The 18,389-nt window shown below is 61.9% G+C and carries 24 protein-coding genes; 9 read left to right on the plus strand and 15 right to left on the minus strand.

What is annotated here, in order from left to right; genetic code table 11:
• The first annotated feature begins 8 nt into the window (after nt 1–8).
• From pgsA to KUV51_RS01040, 3 genes are read left to right on the plus strand one after another with little or no spacing between them, the layout of a single operon-like run.
• Nucleotides 9–668 carry a CDP-diacylglycerol--glycerol-3-phosphate 3-phosphatidyltransferase gene (pgsA, locus tag KUV51_RS01030; RefSeq protein WP_222519769.1) on the plus strand — a complete coding sequence of 220 codons (660 nt, stop codon included), beginning with the start codon at nt 9–11 and terminating at the stop codon, nt 666–668.
• A gap of 5 nt (nt 669–673) precedes the next feature.
• A complete protein-coding gene (moaD, locus tag KUV51_RS01035) occupies nt 674–919 on the plus strand; it encodes a molybdopterin converting factor subunit 1 (protein WP_039688292.1) in 246 nt (81 codons plus the stop codon).
• A gap of 4 nt (nt 920–923) precedes the next feature.
• Nucleotides 924–1,364, plus strand: coding sequence for a molybdenum cofactor biosynthesis protein MoaE (locus tag KUV51_RS01040; protein ID WP_222519770.1), 441 nt, complete (start codon nt 924–926; stop codon nt 1,362–1,364).
• A 361-nt stretch (nt 1,365–1,725) separates the two neighbouring features.
• On the opposite strand, the gene KUV51_RS01045 is transcribed toward KUV51_RS01040, so the two are convergent.
• The 3 genes from KUV51_RS01045 to ubiA all read right to left on the minus strand — a co-directional run bounded on the left by KUV51_RS01045 (nt 1,726) and on the right by ubiA (nt 4,985).
• Nucleotides 1,726–2,052 carry a hypothetical protein gene (locus KUV51_RS01045; protein WP_039688288.1) on the minus strand — a complete coding sequence of 109 codons (327 nt, stop codon included), beginning with the start codon at nt 2,050–2,052 and terminating at the stop codon, nt 1,726–1,728.
• Nucleotides 2,039–3,955 (minus strand): OmpA family protein, encoded by a 1,917-nt coding sequence (locus KUV51_RS01050; RefSeq protein WP_222521197.1) that lies wholly within the window; start codon nt 3,953–3,955, stop codon nt 2,039–2,041. The genes KUV51_RS01045 and KUV51_RS01050 overlap by 14 nt, the downstream gene beginning before the upstream one ends.
• A gap of 67 nt (nt 3,956–4,022) precedes the next feature.
• Complete coding sequence (gene ubiA, locus KUV51_RS01055) at nt 4,023–4,985, minus strand: 4-hydroxybenzoate octaprenyltransferase (protein ID WP_222519771.1); 963 nt, start codon at nt 4,983–4,985, stop codon at nt 4,023–4,025.
• Nucleotides 4,986–4,997: 12 nt separating this feature from the next.
• On the opposite strand from ubiA, the gene KUV51_RS01060 reads away from it, so the two are divergent.
• The 4 genes from KUV51_RS01060 to KUV51_RS01075 all read left to right on the plus strand — a co-directional run bounded on the left by KUV51_RS01060 (nt 4,998) and on the right by KUV51_RS01075 (nt 8,697).
• Nucleotides 4,998–5,723, plus strand: a complete 726-nt coding sequence (locus tag KUV51_RS01060; RefSeq protein ID WP_222519772.1) for a 16S rRNA (uracil(1498)-N(3))-methyltransferase — start codon at nt 4,998–5,000, stop codon at nt 5,721–5,723.
• Nucleotides 5,724–5,765: 42 nt separating this feature from the next.
• Complete coding sequence (locus KUV51_RS01065; protein ID WP_222519773.1) at nt 5,766–6,665, plus strand: HNH endonuclease; 900 nt, start codon at nt 5,766–5,768, stop codon at nt 6,663–6,665.
• Nucleotides 6,666–6,681: 16 nt separating this feature from the next.
• On the plus strand, nt 6,682–7,218 hold the full coding sequence (locus KUV51_RS01070) for a hypothetical protein (RefSeq protein WP_222519774.1): 537 nt from the start codon (nt 6,682–6,684) through the stop codon (nt 7,216–7,218).
• A gap of 108 nt (nt 7,219–7,326) precedes the next feature.
• Nucleotides 7,327–8,697, plus strand: coding sequence for a glutamate--cysteine ligase (locus tag KUV51_RS01075; RefSeq protein ID WP_222519775.1), 1,371 nt, complete (start codon nt 7,327–7,329; stop codon nt 8,695–8,697).
• A 78-nt stretch (nt 8,698–8,775) separates the two neighbouring features.
• Here the strand turns inward: KUV51_RS01075 and KUV51_RS01080 are convergent, their stop codons facing one another.
• From KUV51_RS01080 to KUV51_RS01095, 4 genes are all read right to left on the minus strand, one after another.
• On the minus strand, nt 8,776–9,111 hold the full coding sequence (locus KUV51_RS01080; protein ID WP_222519776.1) for a hypothetical protein: 336 nt from the start codon (nt 9,109–9,111) through the stop codon (nt 8,776–8,778).
• Nucleotides 9,112–9,125: 14 nt separating this feature from the next.
• Nucleotides 9,126–9,584 (minus strand): hypothetical protein, encoded by a 459-nt coding sequence (locus KUV51_RS01085; RefSeq protein ID WP_222519777.1) that lies wholly within the window; start codon nt 9,582–9,584, stop codon nt 9,126–9,128.
• A gap of 26 nt (nt 9,585–9,610) precedes the next feature.
• The gene (locus tag KUV51_RS01090; RefSeq protein WP_222519778.1) at nt 9,611–10,129 is read right to left on the minus strand and encodes a GbsR/MarR family transcriptional regulator; all 519 of its coding nucleotides are present in this window, start codon (nt 10,127–10,129) and stop codon (nt 9,611–9,613) included.
• Between the two features lie 120 nt (nt 10,130–10,249).
• Nucleotides 10,250–11,140 carry a LysR family transcriptional regulator gene (locus KUV51_RS01095; protein ID WP_222519779.1) on the minus strand — a complete coding sequence of 297 codons (891 nt, stop codon included), beginning with the start codon at nt 11,138–11,140 and terminating at the stop codon, nt 10,250–10,252.
• Between the two features lie 99 nt (nt 11,141–11,239).
• On the opposite strand from KUV51_RS01095, the gene KUV51_RS01100 reads away from it, so the two are divergent.
• Nucleotides 11,240–11,626, plus strand: coding sequence for a YybH family protein (locus KUV51_RS01100; protein ID WP_222519780.1), 387 nt, complete (start codon nt 11,240–11,242; stop codon nt 11,624–11,626).
• A gap of 66 nt (nt 11,627–11,692) precedes the next feature.
• A complete protein-coding gene (locus tag KUV51_RS01105) occupies nt 11,693–12,226 on the plus strand; it encodes a YybH family protein (protein WP_222519781.1) in 534 nt (177 codons plus the stop codon).
• A 209-nt stretch (nt 12,227–12,435) separates the two neighbouring features.
• Here KUV51_RS01105 and KUV51_RS01110 read toward each other — a convergent pair whose 3' ends face one another.
• The 8 genes from KUV51_RS01110 to KUV51_RS01145 all read right to left on the minus strand — a co-directional run bounded on the left by KUV51_RS01110 (nt 12,436) and on the right by KUV51_RS01145 (nt 18,325).
• The gene (locus KUV51_RS01110) at nt 12,436–12,669 is read right to left on the minus strand and encodes a hypothetical protein (protein ID WP_222519782.1); all 234 of its coding nucleotides are present in this window, start codon (nt 12,667–12,669) and stop codon (nt 12,436–12,438) included.
• Nucleotides 12,670–12,903: 234 nt separating this feature from the next.
• Nucleotides 12,904–13,734, minus strand: a complete 831-nt coding sequence (locus KUV51_RS01115; RefSeq protein ID WP_222519783.1) for a class I SAM-dependent methyltransferase — start codon at nt 13,732–13,734, stop codon at nt 12,904–12,906.
• A 388-nt stretch (nt 13,735–14,122) separates the two neighbouring features.
• Entirely contained in the window at nt 14,123–14,392 is a 270-nt protein-coding gene (locus KUV51_RS01120) for a hypothetical protein (protein WP_222519784.1), read from the minus strand.
• A 42-nt stretch (nt 14,393–14,434) separates the two neighbouring features.
• Entirely contained in the window at nt 14,435–15,049 is a 615-nt protein-coding gene (plsY, locus tag KUV51_RS01125; protein ID WP_222519785.1) for a glycerol-3-phosphate 1-O-acyltransferase PlsY, read from the minus strand.
• Complete coding sequence (gene pyrC, locus KUV51_RS01130; protein ID WP_222519786.1) at nt 15,050–16,330, minus strand: dihydroorotase; 1,281 nt, start codon at nt 16,328–16,330, stop codon at nt 15,050–15,052.
• Nucleotides 16,327–16,845, minus strand: coding sequence for a hypothetical protein (locus KUV51_RS01135; protein WP_222519787.1), 519 nt, complete (start codon nt 16,843–16,845; stop codon nt 16,327–16,329). Before KUV51_RS01135 ends, pyrC begins: the two co-directional genes overlap by 4 nt.
• Nucleotides 16,842–17,384: a hypothetical protein gene (locus KUV51_RS01140; RefSeq protein WP_222519788.1), complete on the minus strand. Its 543-nt coding sequence runs from the start codon at nt 17,382–17,384 to the stop codon at nt 16,842–16,844. The genes KUV51_RS01135 and KUV51_RS01140 overlap by 4 nt, the downstream gene beginning before the upstream one ends.
• Nucleotides 17,381–18,325, minus strand: a complete 945-nt coding sequence (locus KUV51_RS01145) for an aspartate carbamoyltransferase catalytic subunit (protein WP_222519789.1) — start codon at nt 18,323–18,325, stop codon at nt 17,381–17,383. Before KUV51_RS01145 ends, KUV51_RS01140 begins: the two co-directional genes overlap by 4 nt.
• Nucleotides 18,326–18,389 lie beyond the last annotated feature (64 nt).

The raw sequence follows: 18,389 nt of genomic DNA on the forward strand, positions 1-18,389 counted from the left end.
GATTGCGAATGATTTGGACGATCCCGAACATCCTGACGACCCTGCGCCTGATTGCAGCCCCGCTCGTCGCCGTCATGTTCCTCTATTTCACCCGGCCTTTCGCCGACATCCTTGCTGTCATTCTGTTTATCGGCGCAGCCATTACCGACTGGTTTGACGGCTACCTCGCCCGCGCCTGGGGCCAGCAGACGAAGCTCGGGACCATGCTCGACCCCATCGCGGACAAGGCGATGGTGGTGATCGCGCTGATGGTCATCATCGGCTTTTCCAGCTGGTCGCCATGGCTGGTTCTGCCCGCCACCATGATCCTGTTTCGAGAGGTTTTTGTCTCGGGTTTACGGGAGTTTCTGGGGGACACGGCGGGGACGTTGAAGGTGACGAACCTTGCGAAATGGAAGACGACTTTGCAGATGATCGCCATTGCCGTTCTCTTTTCGCAAGGCGTGTTCGAGCACTATTTCGGCATGTCCATCTGGGGCATGGATGAGGCGATGGTGAATGCCATTCTCAATGGCGAAGAACCTGACCACCTGGGCCTCTGGTGGAAGCTCGCGGGGGCCGACTGGTCGGGGCGTATAGGCCTTTGGTTGCTGTGGATCGCCGCCGCGCTTACCTTTATCACCGGGTGGGATTACTTCCGTAAGGCCATGCCGCACTTGAAAGGGTAACAGATATGGACGTGCTCTATTTCGCATGGGTTCGCGAACGCATCGGCATCCCGCGCGAGGCGGTTGAAACGCAGGCCGGGACGGTCATGGACCTGGTCGAAGAGCTGCGCGGCAAGGAAGAGCGTTATGCCGCCGCCTTTGCCGATATCTCCGCGCTGCGCGTGGCTGTGGACCAGCAATTGACAGACTTTGATGCGCCACTTTCCGGCGCGCGTGAAGTCGCGTTTTTTCCACCAATGACAGGGGGTTAACCCCATGCGCATCGTCGTTCAGGACGCCCCGTTCGACTTTGGCGCAGAGGCTGCCGCCTTTGCCGACGGACGCGCTGTGTCTGGTGCTGTTGTCACCTTCACGGGCATCGTGCGGGACGTGGATGGCGGGCTGCAGGCGATGGAGATCGAGCACTATCCTGGCATGACCGAAAGCGCGCTGACCGACATCGCGGCCGAAGCCATGAAGCGCTGGTCGCTTGAAGACGCGCTGGTGATCCACCGCCATGGGCGGCTGGAGGTGGGCGAGATGATCATGATGGTCGCCACCGCCGCCCGCCACCGCAAGGACGCGTTCGAGGCGGCGGAATACCTGATGGATTACCTCAAGTCCCGTGCCCCATTCTGGAAGCGTGAAGTCACTGCCGATGGCGCGGATTGGGTCGCCGCGCGGGACGAGGATGAGGACGCGCTGACGCGCTGGTGACGGGATGCACCGGGGTGCCGTAGTGCCCGGTGATTCACCCCTTGTTTATAAAGCTGAATCGCTGTTTTTGGGGGTGTCACCCCCCGTGTACCATCCGTACACCCCCTGTGCACCCCCAACGAGCGTATTGTGCCTGGTTAACGCAACGTGCGGTGGGTGCCTGGGACGGCAACACTGTGCCTTGTGGCACGTTGCATGAGGTGTCGTGTCTGTGATCCAAAGGCCGCGCAAGCGCGACGACATTGTTTGGGGGGCTCTGCCCCCGTCGCTGCCGCGACTCCCCCGGGATTTTTTGAAACAGAGAAGGGACCGGCGATGGCATGTGGTGTCGCCATGCGGTTCGGGCGCTGGGCCGTGTGGCCTAGCTGGCTTGTTGGCGGTCGATCCAGGCGCGCAGCTCTTCGGCCTCGTGCCGCGCGTCGCGCAAGCCGTCCATCGCAGCGCGCAGCTCGGCCTCGGTCTGGCTGAGCTGGTTGGTCAGTTCCGCCTCGCGTTGCTGCAGGTAGGTGATCGCCTGATCCCGGGTTTCCTCGGCCTCGTGCAGCTCCTGGCTCATCCGGTCCAGTTCGGCCACATCGCCCGAGGCGACGCGGGTGAAGCGGTGGATCAGCCAGTTCGCGAACCAGCCCAGGCAGAACGCGATGAAGAGAATGATGGCTGTCGCAATGACAAACTCAGTTCTGCTCATCGTCCCCTTGTCCTTCGGCGTTGTCCTCGGTTGCCGCTTCTGTATCGCCGTTTCCGGCGAGGGATTCCAGCGTTGTTTCGCGTTCCGGTGCGGAAGGGGTGGGTCGGATCAGCTTGAACTCGATGCGGCGGTTGGCTTCGCGGCCTTCCTCCGTGTCGTTGTCGGCGATGGGGTCAACCTCGCCATAGCCCTTGGCGGAATAGGTCGATGTGAGCACCCGGCGCGCGCGCAATTCGTTCAGCACCGACTGCGCCCGTGCCTGGCTCAGGTTCAGGTTCATCTCTTCGCGGCCCTGGCTGTCGGTGTGCCCCTGGATCTCGAGCCGGATGTCGCCGCATTGGCGCAGCACTTCGGCGATGTCGTCCATGGTTCCGAGCGCGCTTGCATCGATTGTGGCGTTGCCCGGCTCGAAGGTGATCTTCGAGGCCGACAGGATCTCTGCGATCTCGGACTCGCACTCGTCCGGGGTCGGCAGGGCGGCGACCGGGTCCAGCTTTTCCTGGTATGTGACGCGGATGTCGAACTCCTCTGCCTCGCCCAGTTTGGAGGCGAGAAGCGTCGCGATGTTCGTGCTTGCCTTGGGGTTCCCGGTGTTGCCGGACACGGTCAGCGTGTCGGGCGTGACCGTCACCGCGCCGTTGGACAGCTGCGCCAGCGATTCGAGCCCGGTCAGCACCCGCACTGGCCAGTTGGCGGGCAGGTCATCCACGATCCGCGTCGCGGTATAGACGCTGTCGGTGCCGAAGGCCGCCTGTGCATAGCTGTCGACCAGCGAGCGCAGGTTTTCGTCCGAGATGCGGCCGCGCAGTTGCACGAGGCCTTCGGGGCTGAGCGTGGCCACGAATTCCGGCGGTCCCTGGTTGGGGTCCACCGTTTCGGGCAGCTTGGCGTAGAGTGCAAAGACCGGGGGCAGGGCGTTTTCCAGTTCTCCGACGACCCGGTCGAAATCGGCCTGCGGCGTGCCTTCGGCGGCGATCAGGGTGATGTCGGCATCCGAGAAGGTGACCGCCCCTGCGCCAAGCGTGTTCAGCGCGCCGATGGCCTGTTCGACGGCCAGGCTCCATTTCGGGCTCGGGACACCCATGCCGACCGTGCAGGTGCCGGACCCGGTGAGGCCCGCCGCCATGGCGGCGCTCACGATCCGTGTGCGGGCCGCTTCGGTGTCAGCCGAGCAGGCGTCAAACCGTGTGCCTGCTGCGTCCTTTACAAGCCGCAGGGTAAAGGGAGTGATGACCGGGCGTGGTGCTGCAATGTCGAGTGCCACGCGCAAGCCCGGCGGGGCGGCCCGGTTCAATTGCGTTTCGAGATTGGTTTTCTCTTCTGCGCTGTCGGTGATGGCGCGGATCGAGACGCGGCCCGCCTCGACCGACACCTTTGCGCGCGGCAACCGCTCCATCGCGGCCAGAGAGAAGCCGAGGGCATCATTCCATCCATCCGGTGCCGGATAGTCGGCCACTTCGATCAGGTCCGTGACGGGCGTATCGCCCGCAATCGCGGTGATGCGGTCGATGACGGCGGCGCGGTCCGTGGCAGCCGGGATCAGTCCGATGATCGACAGGCCTGCATCGTTGCGGAGCAGTTCGGCTGAAAAGCGGGGCGGGGCGATTGCGGCGGCGGCTTCGACCTGCATGTCGTCGATGACACGTGCCGCGTCGACCACGCGCCCTGCTGTGGAGATGGCTGCGAAGCGCACCGCTTCGGTCGGGGCGATGCCTGCCAGTGTGACCTGCAGGCCGTCGGCCTCAACCTCGGCCCAGGTCATCCCCTCGTCATCCAGCGCGTCGCGTACACCGATTTCCGAGCTTTCTTCGATCATCTGCACGGACAGGTTTGCCGTCACCAGTGCCAGTATCGCGGCGACTGAAAACGTCGCGACGATGATCAGAAGGGACGACAATCGCATCATCAGCAGAACCTTGCTTGGATCCAGAGTGGGCCTACGGTCTACGCCGCTTGGGCGCAGGGTTCAATCATACGAGCAGTGCGGCGCAGAAAAACACCAGCGGGATCGCGCCGGTGTCGCGGTTGGCGCGGAAGAGTTGCAGGCATTTGGCGGGGTCCTCGATGTCGAGCCCGCGCAACTGCCAGGCCATGTGCCAGCCCATGGCCCAGGGGCCACCAAGGGCGATGACGAGGGCCAGCACGTTGGCGTCGTCGATGGCGGCAAAGATCACCGCGATGCCCATCAGCCCCACGGTGGCCATCAGGAAGCGGCGCAACCATTGCGGGGTTTGGGTGCCGAACAGGCGGGCGGTGGATTTGACGCCGATCAGGGCGTCGTCTTCGGTGTCCTGGTGGGCATAGATTGTGTCGTAGAACAGCGTCCATGCGATGCCTGCGAGGTAGAGTACCACGGCGGGCGCTTCGAGTTGGCCTGTGTGCGCCGTCCAGGCCAGCAGCGCGCCCCAGTTGAAGGCGAGGCCGAGGAACACTTGCGGCCACCATGTGAACCGTTTCGCGAAGGGGTAGATGGCCACGGGCAGCAGGGCGAGGATGCCCAGCAGGATCGCGGCGCTGTTGAAGGTGAGCAGGATGGCGAAGGCGATCAGCGCTTGCAGGCACATCCAGATCACGGCACCGCGCACGGTCACCTGACCCGAAGGGATGGGGCGCGAGCGGGTGCGTTCCACCTGCCCGTCGAAGTCGCGGTCGGTGATGTCGTTCCATGTGCAGCCCGCCCCGCGCATCAGCCAGGCGCCTGCGGCACAGCCGATGGCGATCCACGCATCCTCCCAACGTGGCGACTGGTCGTGCAGCATGGCGAGCGTCAGTCCCCACCAGCAGGGCAAGAGCAAAAGCCACGTGCCGATGGGCCGATCCGCGCGGCTTAGCCGAAGATACGGGCGCGTCCACTCGGGCGCCAGCGTGTCGACCCAGTTGCCGCTTACGGCATCGGCGACCTGACCCTCTGGTGATGGCTGCGAGTTGGTCATATGTGTGGGCCCATGAGTGACGCGAAGATACGGCTCTATGTAGAGCAGCCCTTGGGGCAGGGGCAATCGGTTCCGCTGTCGCGGGAGCAGGCGCATTATCTCTTTGGCGTGATGCGCTTGTCTGTGGGGGCGGCGGTGCTGCTTTTCAATGGCACGGATGGTGAATGGCGGGCCGAGGTGGTCGAGGCGGGTAAGCGGGGCGGGACGCTAACCTGCGAGGCGCAGACGCGACCGCTTCAGATGCCACCCGACCTTTGGTTGCTGTTTGCACCCATTAAGAAGGCGCGCACGGATTTCATCGTGGAGAAGGCGGCGGAGATGGGCGCGCGGCGTATTGTGCCGGTGCAGAGCGAGTTCACCAACGCGGGCCGTATTCAGCGCGACCGGTTGCAGGCCCATGCGGTTGAAGCAGCGGAACAATGTGGCGGGACCTATGTGCCCGAGGTGACCGAGATGCAGCGGCTGGATCGGGTGTTGGCTGATCTGGGTGACCGGCATCTGATGTTCTGTGACGAGGCATTGGCAGGGGCGGAGGACACCTCCGCCTTACCTGACATCTCCGGCCCCTGGGCGATCCTGATCGGGCCGGAGGGTGGTTTTTCGGAGAAAGAGCGTGCCCGGTTACACAGGATGGAGACGGCCCATGCCGTTCAGCTTGGCCCGCGTATTTTGCGCGCCGACACGGCGGCGGTGGCGGCGCTGACGGTCTGGCAGCAGCGTTTGGGAGACTGGCGGTGAAGATCCGGGGTGCAACTTCTTCGACTGGCGCGGTCACGTAAGATGGCGTTCGGCGTCTTCATGCACCGCAGCGACTCCATTTACGATGATGTTCCCGCAGTTCAGTACCAATTCCCGAAACAGTATTTGGGCCGCGCGCGCCAGTGTGAGGGAAATTGGATTGTTTATCTCGAACCCAGTAAAGTCAGAAATACGCGAGGCTATTTTGCTGTTGCGCGGGTCGCCGAAATTGTTGCCGACCCTAAGAACAGCGACATGTTCCTGGCGTTGATCGAACCGAACACGTATTTGGATTTTGGCGATCCTGTGCCGTACCGCGATTTTGACGGATATGTCGAGCAAGGTGTTTTGAATTCGCATGGGCGTCTGTCAGGGCGTGCGCAAGCGGCGGTGCGCACTTTGGATCCACGGGACTTCCACCGAATTATTCAGCGTGGTCTTGGCACCGACACACCCATTTTGCCGCGTACAGATACGTCATACGTGTCTGATGGCATGAATGATGCGGCTGCTTTGTTCGAACATCTTGGGGAAAGGCGGACCGTTGAACAGCGCTTGACCAGAGCGGTCCGGGACCGGAACTTTCGAAAAGTGGTTCTAAGCGCTTATGCGGAAACCTGCGCCATAACAGGCCTTCGGCTGATCAATGGCGGCGGTCGAGCAGAAGCTGAGGCCGCGCACATCAAACCGGTGGCTGCGAGCGGGCCGGACATCGTAACCAACGGTATTGCACTATCTGGTACAGTGCATTGGATGTTTGACAGGGGATTGATCGGTTTGTCGGGTAATCTCGACATCTTGATTTCACGGCAGGCCAACGACCAGGACGCGATTGGCAAGCTAATCAACCCGACAGGCACGCTTCTGCAGCCAAGACACAAAGCCTATGCGCCGCATCCGGCGTTCACTAGCTGGCACCGCGAACACGTTTTCAAAAAGTGATGGAGCACTTGTCCGCATGACCTTCTTCCGCCCCGAGGCCAAGGCCGCCCTTTGGCGCTGGCGCGAAGTGCTGGCCGGTATCGCCCTTGCCATCCTCGCCCTGTGGTGGCTGGCGCAGGCGCGCGGTGTGCTGGGCTACATCGCGCCGGTCATGCTGGTCGGTGCGGGTGCGCTGATCATGGTCGGTTTGCAACGCGGGCGCTTTCGTGGCGCGGGCGGGGGGCTTGGCACCGTGCAGGTGAACGAGGGCGAGGTGATCTATTTCGGGCCGTTGACCGGAGGGTCGGTGTCCATGCGTGAAGTGCAGCGCGTGATCCTCGACGGTGCGCAAAGCCCGGCACACTGGCGGCTCGACCAACCGCAGGGGCCGCCCCTGATGATCCCGGTGGATGCCGATGGGGCCGATGCGCTTTTTGACGCCTTTGCCGCGCTGCCGGGGCTCAAGACCGAACGGATGCTGGCAAAACTGAACGCGGGTGCCGACACGCCCGTCCTGATCTGGGAGCGCAGCGCGCCGACGCTTGCCCAGATGGAGCCACAGGGACGCGCATAAATGCGCACATCACCGTGACCTTGCGCACGACGCCTGCGCATTGACACCCCCGCCAATTCGCACCAAGGCTTGCATCTCTGACAGCACGGCAACAAGCGGAGCGCGCCCATGTCCATCCCCCAATCCGGCGGCGGGCCCATCGAACATCACGAGCAACTGGCGCAGTACCTCGCAGATGGCTGCAAGCCCAAGGAAGACTGGCGCATCGGCACCGAACACGAGAAGTTCGGGTATTGCCGCGACACGCTTAAACCCTTGCCCTATGAGGGCGACCGCTCGATTGAGGCTGTCCTGAGCGCCCTGCGCGATCGGCACAACTGGTCCGAGGTGCGCGAAGCCGGCAAGTTGATCGGGTTGGAGAAGGACGGCGCGAATGTCTCGCTTGAACCCGGCGGGGCGCTTGAGCTGTCGGGCGCACCGCTCGAAACGATCCACGAGACCTGCGATGAGGTGAACCAACACTTGCGCGAGGTCATGGACATCGCGGACGAGATTGGTGTGGGCTTCATCGGCCTCGGGGCCGCCCCCATCTGGACGCATGAGGAAATGCCCCTGATGCCTAAGGGGCGTTACAAGCTGATGGACGCTTATATGGGCAAGGTCGGCACCATGGGGCGGGCCATGATGCGCCGCACCTGCACCGTGCAGGTCAACCTCGACTTCGGGTCAGAGGCTGACATGGTGCAGAAGATGCGCGTTGCCATCGCGCTGCAACCTGTTGCCGTGGCGCTTTTTGCCAATTCGCCTTTCTTCGAGGGCAAGCCGAACGGCCACAAATCCTGGCGCAGCCGGGTCTGGCGGGATCTGGATCCATCGCGGACCGGCATGGTGCCGTTTGTTTTTGACGAGGGGTTCGGGTTCGAGCGCTGGGTCGAATACGCGCTTGATGTGCCCATGTACTTCGTCTACCGCGACGGCAAGTACATCGATGCGCTGGGCCAGTCCTTCCGCGACTTCCTGCAGGGCAAGCTGCCCGCGCTGCCGGGTGAGACGCCGATGCTCAGCGACTGGGCCGATCACCTGACCACGGCCTTTCCCGAAGCGCGGGTCAAGAAGTTCATCGAAATGCGGGGCGCCGATGGCGGTCCATGGCGGCGGCTGTGTGCGCTGCCGGCCTTCTGGGTGGGGCTGATGTATGATCAGACCGCGCTTGATGCGGCCTGGGACCTGGTCAAGGGGCTTGATGCCGAAACCCGCGAGGGGCTGCGCGTCGCGGCCTCGGTCGACGGGCTGCAAGCCGAAGCGAACGGGATCAGGATGCACGACCTCGCGCGCGAAGCGGTGGCGATCTCCCAGGCCGGTCTGCAGGCGCGCGCACGGCCCGGCGCAGGCGGCATGATCCCGGACGAAACCCATTTCCTCAACGCGCTGCAGGAAAGTGTCGAGACGGGCAAGACGCCCGCGGACGAACTGCTGGACCACTATCATGGGGACTGGCAGGGCGACATCAGCCGCGTGTTTGCCGAGTATTCCTACTGAAAAGGTGCGCGATGAACGCGCACCCTACGGCCTTGTTAATCGTTAGGTAGCGGGCGCATTTACTGCGCACCGCACGTGTCATGGTTGCGGGGCCGGGTCTGGCAGCAGAGCCACCCGCAGGTTGCCCATGGCATGGGTGAACCCGAGGCCAAGGCACAACGCTGCAAAGCCCAAGGCCAACATCAACGCGGCAAAGGGTTCTTTCTGAAGAATGGGCAGCACCGACCCGATCAGGATCACACCACCGGTGCCAATGGCGGCAAAGGCAGTGGCAATGGCAGTGGCGGCTGCGCCTGCGCGCGGTTTGCCGTGGGGACACTCCTGTGCCAGCACGCCGATGCGCAGGATCATTGCGGTCAGGGCAGCCACCGCCCCCAGACCAAGGTTGAAGTACAGAATGCCGATGGTCAGCATGGTTTCTCTCCTTTTCAGACTTGAGCAAAGTGGGGAAGGACGTTGCGGGATGCGTCGCTGCGTAAGCGGCTGTAAATCCAGCCAAATGCCATGCCCCACAATGGGGCCATGATCAGGCTGATGACGCCGAAACCCATCATTTCTGGAATTTCTTGCCGGTTTCCGGTGGCGTTAAAGTAGAGAGCCACCAGTGCAATCACCGTGCCTTGGCTGAGGAAGGCAAGGCCGGCAATTTCCATCGCGTCGCCGGACCGGTAGTGCAGGTAGATCAGCAGCACCGGGGTGCCAACGAGCAGGTAAATCGGTCCGCCAAAGACGATGGCGAAGACCGGAATGAAGAGCGCCCAGAACGTGCAGAGCGCCACGGCAAAGGGGGCCGTGATCAGGGCGATGAAGAAGGGCAGCGGGTCAATCGCGTAGCGTGCGCGACGCGGTGCCCTTTCGATTTCCATATTTCCGTTCTTTTCTGTCATGAGAGAAACTCCGGGGCAAAAAATTTTCAGTCGGGGGCCTTGGCCTTGGGCAGGAACCGCGCGATGCGGGCGCCCATCTTGACCAGTGCCAGTTGCACGGACCGGGGCAGACGGTTCACTTCCGCGTACCAGTCATCGAACATCTGCATCGTCTCGAGCGTTTCGGCAAAGCGTGCCTTGACGGCCTCGGGCGTGGCGTCTTGGTCCGCCTCGTCCTGCACCTTTTGCAGGGCTTTCAGGGTCGGCGCATATTCCCGCGCACGGCGGCTTTCGACGACGGTCTGGACCAGTTCGAACATGTCGCGGATCGAATGGAAGTGATCACGCCGGTCTCCCAGCTTGCGCGACGACTGCACCAGGCCGAGGCTTTGCAGCTCTTTCAAGCCGTTCGACACGTTGGAACGCGCCAGGTTCAGAAGGTCGCAGATCTCATCGGCGCTCAGCGGTTCGGGTGAAATATGCAGAAGCGCATGGATCTGCGCGACAGAGCGGTTGGTGCCCCATTTCTGGCCCATCTCACCCCAGTGCAGGATGAAGTCTTGCATGGATTGGGTCAGGTGCATGTTTCGACTCGGCTCGTAACTTCTATAATGACAGAAATAACAGGCGAGACGAATATGTCAACTCTGAACAGCCCCGGCCCGGAACGGTCAGGGCAGTGGCATTCAGACAGTCTTTGCCAGGTCCACAAATGCTCGGAGGCGGCGGGACATGTTCCGTTTGCTGCGATAGTTGACCGAGTAACGCGGAAGTTCGGCAAGATGGTGTCCCAAGACGTCGACCACATGGCCCGCCGCGATGTCGGGGGCGGCGATGTCGCGATAGACGTAAGCCAGCCCAAGGTTCCGCTTCGCGTAGTGGAGAAGTGCCCGCATGTCATTCGCCACCATGCGGGGCTTCGGCCGCATGGTAAATACGCCATCCGGGCCGCGAAACTCCCACGGCGCATAGTGTCCGCCCATGCCAAACGCATAGCAGATCGCATCGTGATCAAGGATATCCCGTGGATGCGTTGGCGTCCCGCGCCGTTCCAGATAGGCGGGGGAGGCGACAACTGTCATGGCAAGCGCGGGGCCGATTGCAACCGCATGTGTGTCCGGTCCCAGCAGCGTATTTGACCGGATGGCGGCGTCGACGCCGGATGTCAGCAAATCCACTTTCCTGTCATCATAGATTAACTCGACCCCGACTGCAGGGTACTCGACCGCAAACCGCGCAACCAGATCGTCCAGGAAAAACGGGCCAGCGCTGTACGGGGCGGTCAGCCGCAACGTCCCCGCGATGTCATCCTTTTGGTCGTCCAGTTCATTCAGGGCCGTGTCGAGCTCAAGAATGGCGGGAAGGCACTTGGCATAAAACTGTTCACCAATCGGGGTCAGCGCAACCGAACGTGTGGACCGTTCGAACAACCGGGTGCCAAGACGATCCTCAAATCTCTGGATGGCTTCACTGACCGAAGCGGGCGCTTGCTGCAGATGTTCCGCCGCTGCCCGAAAGCCGCCCCGCCGCGCGACTTCGACAAAGACGCGGATGTCGCCAAAACTGTTCCGACTCATTGTACGATTTTTCGATCACTTTGATAGGAAGGGAGTGGGTTATCCTTACGATAGCGGCGCCATAGGTTCATCGCAAGCCACTAGAAAAGGAGCAAGACGATGACGGAACGCAAAGAAATCGAGGCCATAATCGACCGGTGGAACAACGGCCTTGATGGCGGCGACATCGAACAGATGGTCAGCACCTGCCATCCGGACGTGATGACCGTAAACGAGCATCAGCCGGTAACCGTTGGCGCGCAAGCCATCCGCGACAAGTACAATCCCCGCATCGCAGCGGCAGACATCACATCCGGCTTCGACATCGAAAAGCTCGAGCTTTACGGCGATGTCGCCATCGTCGTCGGCCAGTTCTACGGCACGATGACGATGCGCGACACGGGCGAGGTGCGCAGCCCCAAGGGTCGTTTGGCGCTTGTCTACAAGCGCGATGACGCAGGCGCGTGGAAGATGATCCTCGACATGGACAACAACGGCCCTGCGTGAAACCGCCCGGGTCGCGTTGACCCTGCGCGGCCCGTCGCCCCTAAATCGATGATCAAGGATCGACCCATGCCCCAACGTATTGCCCGTCAACCGCGCGACATTGCCGACTGCGTGAACGCCTATCTCCAGGAGGGTGATCTCGACGGCATCACGTCGATGTTCCACCCCGATTGCCAGATCTTCTTTCCGCCGGATCAGCCTGCGCACAGGGGGATAGGCGGGGCACGCAAGGTTTTCGAAGAATTCATCGCCTTGAAACCCAGGATCGAAAGCAACGTCTTTTCAGAAGTCGTCAACGGTGACATCGCGCTGCTGCAAGCAAACTGGCGCGTGATCGCCCCTGACGGCACCGTGATGGCCGAGGGGCAGTCCACGGAAGTGGCCAGGAGGCTGGAAAACGGCGGTTGGGGGTATCTGATCGATTGTCCCAACGGCCCGCCCTTGCATGACGCCGATGAGGTCAAAAGCAACGGCCTCTGGTGTATATCTCCCGGAACCGTACGCGGCCAAAAGGATCAGGGGCAGGGCGATGTCAGTCACCGGGTTGGGCTCTGTTGCCCGTGTCCGGGTATGCACCGGGTCATGGCCTCGGTCGGTTGAGCATCTCGCACAGTGCCAAGGAGGATTGGGGCGCTTCGCTCGGTGTGTTCTGGCGCACTGGTCCAAATGTACCAACGCTATACGGAGCGTGCCCGGCTTTCCTGAGCGATCGGTTGATAACTGACGATATGCGTTGGCGGTTCAGCCTCACGGGCGCACAGGTTCTTGAACGGGCATCGCAATCGACGCCGCACCCGATGCAAGGCCCGTTACCCGTCGGGCCACTTCCACGCGATCGCGCCCAGATAGTTGCCGCTTTCGACCGCGTTCACCGTAATACGCTTTGGACCGTAGCCGTCAGCTTTGCGGAACTTCCGGTAGTCCCTTCGGTTTTTGGCAAGCCGAACCAGACCGGACAGGGTAAGAACCAGAAACGCGCCCTCACCCTTCAACGGGATCGTGTCCACGCTGTGCCAGCCCAAAGCCAGGGCTTCCTCTGCCATCTGGTGCGGATTTCGACGCTTTGGAAGCGAATGCTTCACCGGGTAATGTCCCTTTTTCAACGTCAAGAACATAGGTGTCCCGGTGGGCATACGCAATGCGTGGCTTGTGGTCGGGTCTACGAGAGTGCCATATCCTCAACCGGAGGTTGGTTTCTGCCTCCGGGCGACGACGTTTGGACCGCAGCAGACCCACGATTGACGAGCGTTCACGTCGGTTTTCCGCTCGACGGACAGTCAAGCCAGTTTCTCGAAAATCAGGCAGTCCTGATAGTCCGGCAGACCAGCGGCCCCGGTCCAACTGCCGCGATTGATCTGAACCAGTCGCGCGTTGTTGGCCTCGGCCATGGCTTGCCAGAACGCCAATGTATATCCGACTGCCATTTCCGGCTCCTCCAGCCGTTCGACATAGGCTTCGTCGATCTGGTGCCGGAAGCTGAAATTGCGGTTGTCGGGTATGTGTTCCGGAATGAGAAATGTCGTGAAATACGTCTTCCCGCCCACATCCAGAACCCGCATGGCCTGCTCAAAATAGGCGCGTGTCTCGGGCTCCAGCAGATGGGTGAACACGGACACCGCAATGGCCAGGTCGAAACTGTTTTCAGGATAGGGAAACCGATATGTCCGAGCGGCGATCTTACCCCATGGATTGTAAAACGGGTTGTGCACATCGGCGTGTTTGAACGTATAGCCTTCGGCCGGAGGGATCGTTTTCGTGCACCATTCGACCCCGTACTTGACGATGTCAAACCCATCATAGCGAATGCGGCTGCCCTTGCGATGAAACGCCGTCGCGAGACGTCCGATGCCGCACCCGATATCCAGAACGCGACACCCGTCGGTCAGGTCAAAGTCATCATGCAGGCGATTGATGATCTCGTCGCCCTGAGGAACATAGTCGCCCGCCGCGGAGTAGTTGATGGCACGCGGTGGTTCGCCCTGTCCGTCAAGCAGCGGCGTGTATCGCACCAACCATCCCATCATGGGTGCAGCGACACCGTATTTCAAACGCCGTTGCAGCCATGCCGCATTCCGAACAAGCCAAGACTTGTTTTTCACAATCTGCATTTCGGGATTCCTTGCTTATGCAAAAGCGTCTGTAAGCGGGAGGTCTATTGGATGTATGTTCCGGCGAAGGCTGAGAATTCTCCGCCCGGAAAGAAGCCTGAAATCACTTAAAGTCGCTCGAAATAAAGCTTCACGAGAGGCGGTCATGCCTCGATGCAAAGCACGATCGTAAATACAATCACAGGTAGTAGTTGTCCACCTTTAAGCCTGCAAAATTGCGAGCGCAAATGCCATTAAATTGGGAAATTGGGTTCTGAGAATAAAAGCCGACCTCTGCGCAGATTCTGAAAGAACCAATTCGCGCACATGGCCCTTTCTCCAAGGGCATGTTGCCGCAATCCGACCAACCGTAGAAAGGGTCCGCGCGGCGGAAACGTGCCACGCCACCTCACTCTTCGCGCACCCTGTCCACCACCAGCGCGGCAACAAATGCACGGACCTTTTTCTCCGGCATTTCGCAGGGCTTGAGCTGCCCTCCCGATCCCAGCGCATACCAATTCAAACTGATGTAATCCGTACCGCCCAGCTCCTCGGCGACCAGTTTGACCGACTTGCCACGGGCAAACAGGGTCTTGGTCACGACATAGCGCCGCCCATGTGCTGTTCCTTGAAACGTTCCTGCCGGCAGCGCTGCCAGCGCGGTTTCAAATACCGGCATGACCCGTGACGTGCGCAGTGTGCGCCCACCGTTTCAAAATGGTCACGCGGACTTCTGGCCGATTTTCGGCTCGGTACCTGCCTTGATCCGGCGTATGTTCTCGCGGTGCCGCCAGAACACCAGAAGTGTCAGAATGATGCCCAGGATCAGTGCATTCGGCGCGCCCAGTCCCATGATCAGAAAGGTCGAGGCCGCCGCCGCGACGAGTGCGCCCATGGACGATATGCGCCATAGTGCTGCGCCCACCAGCCAGGCCACGCACGCCCCGATCCCCACCGGCACGTGCAATGCGACCAGCAGTCCGAGAAAGGTCGCAACGCCTTTGCCTCCCTTGAATTTCAGCCACACCGGGTAGCAATGCCCGAGCATCGCTGCGAGGCCCGCAATCTGTGCTGCGTCTTCGTGCCCCGTGACGACACGGGCCAGAAGCAGCGCCGCTGCACCCTTGCCCGCATCCAGCAGCAGGGTCAGCGCGGCGGCGGTTTTGTTGCCCGTGCGCAGGACGTTGGTGGCGCCGATATTGCCTGACCCGATCTCGCGCAGGTTGCCCAGGTTCATGACACGCGCCAGCACCATGCCGAAGGGGATGGAGCCAAGCAGGTAGCCGACCACCGCCCACAGGGCGAGCGCGGCAAGGGTACTTTCGATCAGGGGCATCTAGTCTTTCTTGTAAACGGAGCGTCCAGCGACAAAGGTTTCCAAAACCTTACCCTGCATCCGCGCCCCGTCAAACGGGGTGTTGCGCGATTTCGAGTGGAGTGTGGCACGATCCATCACGAAAGGTGCGTGCGGGTCGAACATGACCAGGTCCGCCGGGGCGCCAACGGCCAGGCGCCCACAGTCCAGCCCCAGCCGTTTGGCCGGGTTCAGCGACATCGCCCGCCAGAGCGTCGGCAGGTCGATCAGGTTGGCGTGGAAAAGACGCATGGCTGCAGGCAGCAGCGTCTCAAGAGCGACGGCACCAGAGGCGGCGGCCTCGAAGGGCAGGCGCTTGCTCTCTTCGTCCTGCGGCGTGTGCATCGAGCTGATGATGTCGATCAGTCCCGATTGCACCGCTTCTGCAATGGCGATCCGGTCCTCTTCGTCCCGCAGCGGCGGCTTGATCTTGAAGAAGGTGCGGTAGTCGGCCACGTCCAGCGCGTTCAGCGTCAGGTGATGGATCGAAGTGCCCGCCGTGATGTCGAACCCGTTGCCCTTGGCCCGCTCCAGAGGGGGCAGGGCGCGGGCGGCAGTAAGCTGGTCGGCGTGGTAGCGCGCCCCTGTCATCTCGACCATCGCGATATCCCGGTCGAGGCCCATCCGCTCGGCCATCGGCGACACAGTCGGCAGGCCGCGAAGGGAGGCGAACTTGCCAGAGGTCGCCGCCGCGCCGTTGCTCAGGCCCGGATCCTGCGGATGCCCCAGCACAAGCGCGCCCAAGCTGCGGGCATAGGACAGCGCCCGGGCAAAAACCTTGCTGTCCGTCACCACCCGGTCGCAATCGGTGAAGGCGACCGCGCCCGCGTCCAAGAGAAAGCCGATCTCGGTCATCTCACGCCCCTGCCGCCCCTTGGTCAGAGCTGCCATGGGCAGGACGTTGACCGGTGCGGCTTCGCGCGCGCGGCGGATCACGAATTCCAGCGTTTCGGGATTGTCGATGGCGGGGTCCGTGTCGGGGCGGGTGACCATGGTGGTGACCCCGCCCGCCGCTGCGGCCAGTCCGGCCGAGCCAAAGCTCTCCTTATGCCGCTCACCGGGCTCACAGACCTTGACCCCGATGTCGACAATGCCGGGGGCGAGGTGCTTGCGGTTGCAATCGATGACCTGCGCTGCCTGGGGCAGCGGGCTATCGTCGATGACAATCGCGCTGATCCGTCCCTCTGCAACAGCCAAAGCTCCGGTTGTCACGTCACCTTCGGGGTCCACCAGCTTGGCGTTCTTAAACAAGATGTCGGTCATGCGTCGCCTCTTTGCACGGAACGGAGCAGTTGGTAGACGCCGCGCGGATCGTCGAGCCGTTCGAAGCCGATCTCTTTCTCGCGGCGATTGCTGAACATCTGTTTGCCCTCGCGCGCACTGAACCACACGGCATTCCGCCGTCCCTCTTTCAGTTGCAGGTTCGTGTCGGGTGTGATGGGAAAGCTGTCCAGCTTGCGGCCCGTAAGGCCGCGATGGCCAATGAAAGCCCGCTTGTCGGTGAGGGTGTAGAAGGTGCGGCTGCGTTGGAATGCGGCCCAGAAATGCTGGCCGATGAAGAAATAGAGCGCGATGCCGAGAAACAGCGCGGGCACACCAAGCAGCAGGCTTTGTGGAGATGCGATGACGGCAAACAAAGGGATGCCACCCCAGACCATCATGAACAGAACCTCGAACACGCTGTTGAACTCAATTTGCACACGCGTGGACGGCTGGCCCTGCCAGACAATCCGCTCGTCGGGATCAAGAAGGGTATCCCATTCCTGTGCGCCGCTCATCCGCCGATCCAGATCATCAGGTAGGTGAGCAGGCCCAGCACGATCAGGGCGATCATCGCGATGCGGCCTGACATGGCAGCGTCCGATGGTTTCTTCTTCACTGTCTCCGGCGGGGCGGAGTAGGGTTTGGCGCTGTCGGCCTCGACCTTTTCCGTCGCACTCCAATCGGTGCGTATCTCGCCATAGGTACCGATGAGTGTCAGCGAAGAGGCAGGGTTCAGCGCGGTCGCGCGATCCTCGAAGGCCAGCGAGAACACGATCAGCACCCAGCCGCCCAGTTTTTCCAACTTGGCGCGATCCGGGGTGAGTTGTTCCATCGGCACGGCGTTGCCTTCGGCAAGATATCCCACCAGCCCGATGCCTTCGAGGTCGGAGACGGGAAAGACTTCGACATGTTCCGGGTTCATATCCGTGCCGAGGGCGGCGTTCAGAGCGGCGGGGCCGTCCTTGAGCGCCTGTGCTTCCTTGCCCGTCATGGACAGGGCGAAGACGCGGATCACGCCGCGTTCGTTTGCGGGAACGGGCAGCGTGTCGGTCATGCGACACCCCGCAAGGCTGCCAGATTGCGTGCCAGGAGGTCCATCGCGGCCATGCGCACGGCCACGCCCATCTCGACCTGTTCCTGGATGACCGAGCGGTTGATGTCATCCGCCAATGTGCCGTCGATTTCGACGCCGCGGTTCATCGGGCCGGGGTGCATGACGATGGCGTCGGACTTGGCGTGGGATAACTTGTCGTCGTCAAGGCCAAAACGGTGGTAATACTCGCGTTCGCTGGGGATAAACCCGCCATCCATGCGCTCTTTCTGCAAGCGAAGCATCATCACCACATCGACGTCCTTCAGCCCGTCGGCCATGTCATCATAGACTTCGACGCCGAATTCCGAGATGCCGGAGGGCATGAGCGTCGGCGGCCCGATCAGCCGGATGCGGTTTTCCATCTTGCCCAGCAGGATGATGTTCGACCGGGCCACACGGCTGTGCGCGATGTCGCCGCAGATCGCGATGGAGAGCCGGTGCAGCCGCCCCTTGGCCCGGCGGATCGTCAGCGCATCAAGCAGCGCTTGTGTGGGGTGTTCATGTCGCCCGTCGCCTGCGTTCAGGACGGCGCAATTCACCTTTTGCGCCAGAAGGTCCACGGCCCCGGAATGCGGGTGCCGGACCACCAGCAGGTCGGGGTGCATGGCGTTCAGCGTCATCGCGGTGTCGATCAGTGTTTCGCCCTTGGAGATCGACGAGGCCTGCATCGCCATATTCATCACGTCCGCGCCCAGCCGTTTGCCCGCCAGTTCGAAGCTGGCCTGCGTGCGGGTCGAGTTCTCGAAGAACATGTTGATCTGCGTCAGCCCGGCCAGCGCATCCTTGTGCTTGTCGGGCGCGCGGTTGAGGGCCACGTAGTCCTCGGCAAGGTCCAGAAGTGTCACGATTTCTTCGGGGCGGAGGTGCTCGATGCCCAGCAGGTGGCGGTGGGTGAATGTCATGGACTCTCCGTGCGGTATTCGGCGCCGCGTTTGGGCGCTTATATGCGTCGCGCAGGCTAGGCGG

Source organism: Tateyamaria omphalii (assembly GCF_019802125.1).
GTDB classification, from domain to species: domain Bacteria; phylum Pseudomonadota; class Alphaproteobacteria; order Rhodobacterales; family Rhodobacteraceae; genus Tateyamaria; species Tateyamaria omphalii_B.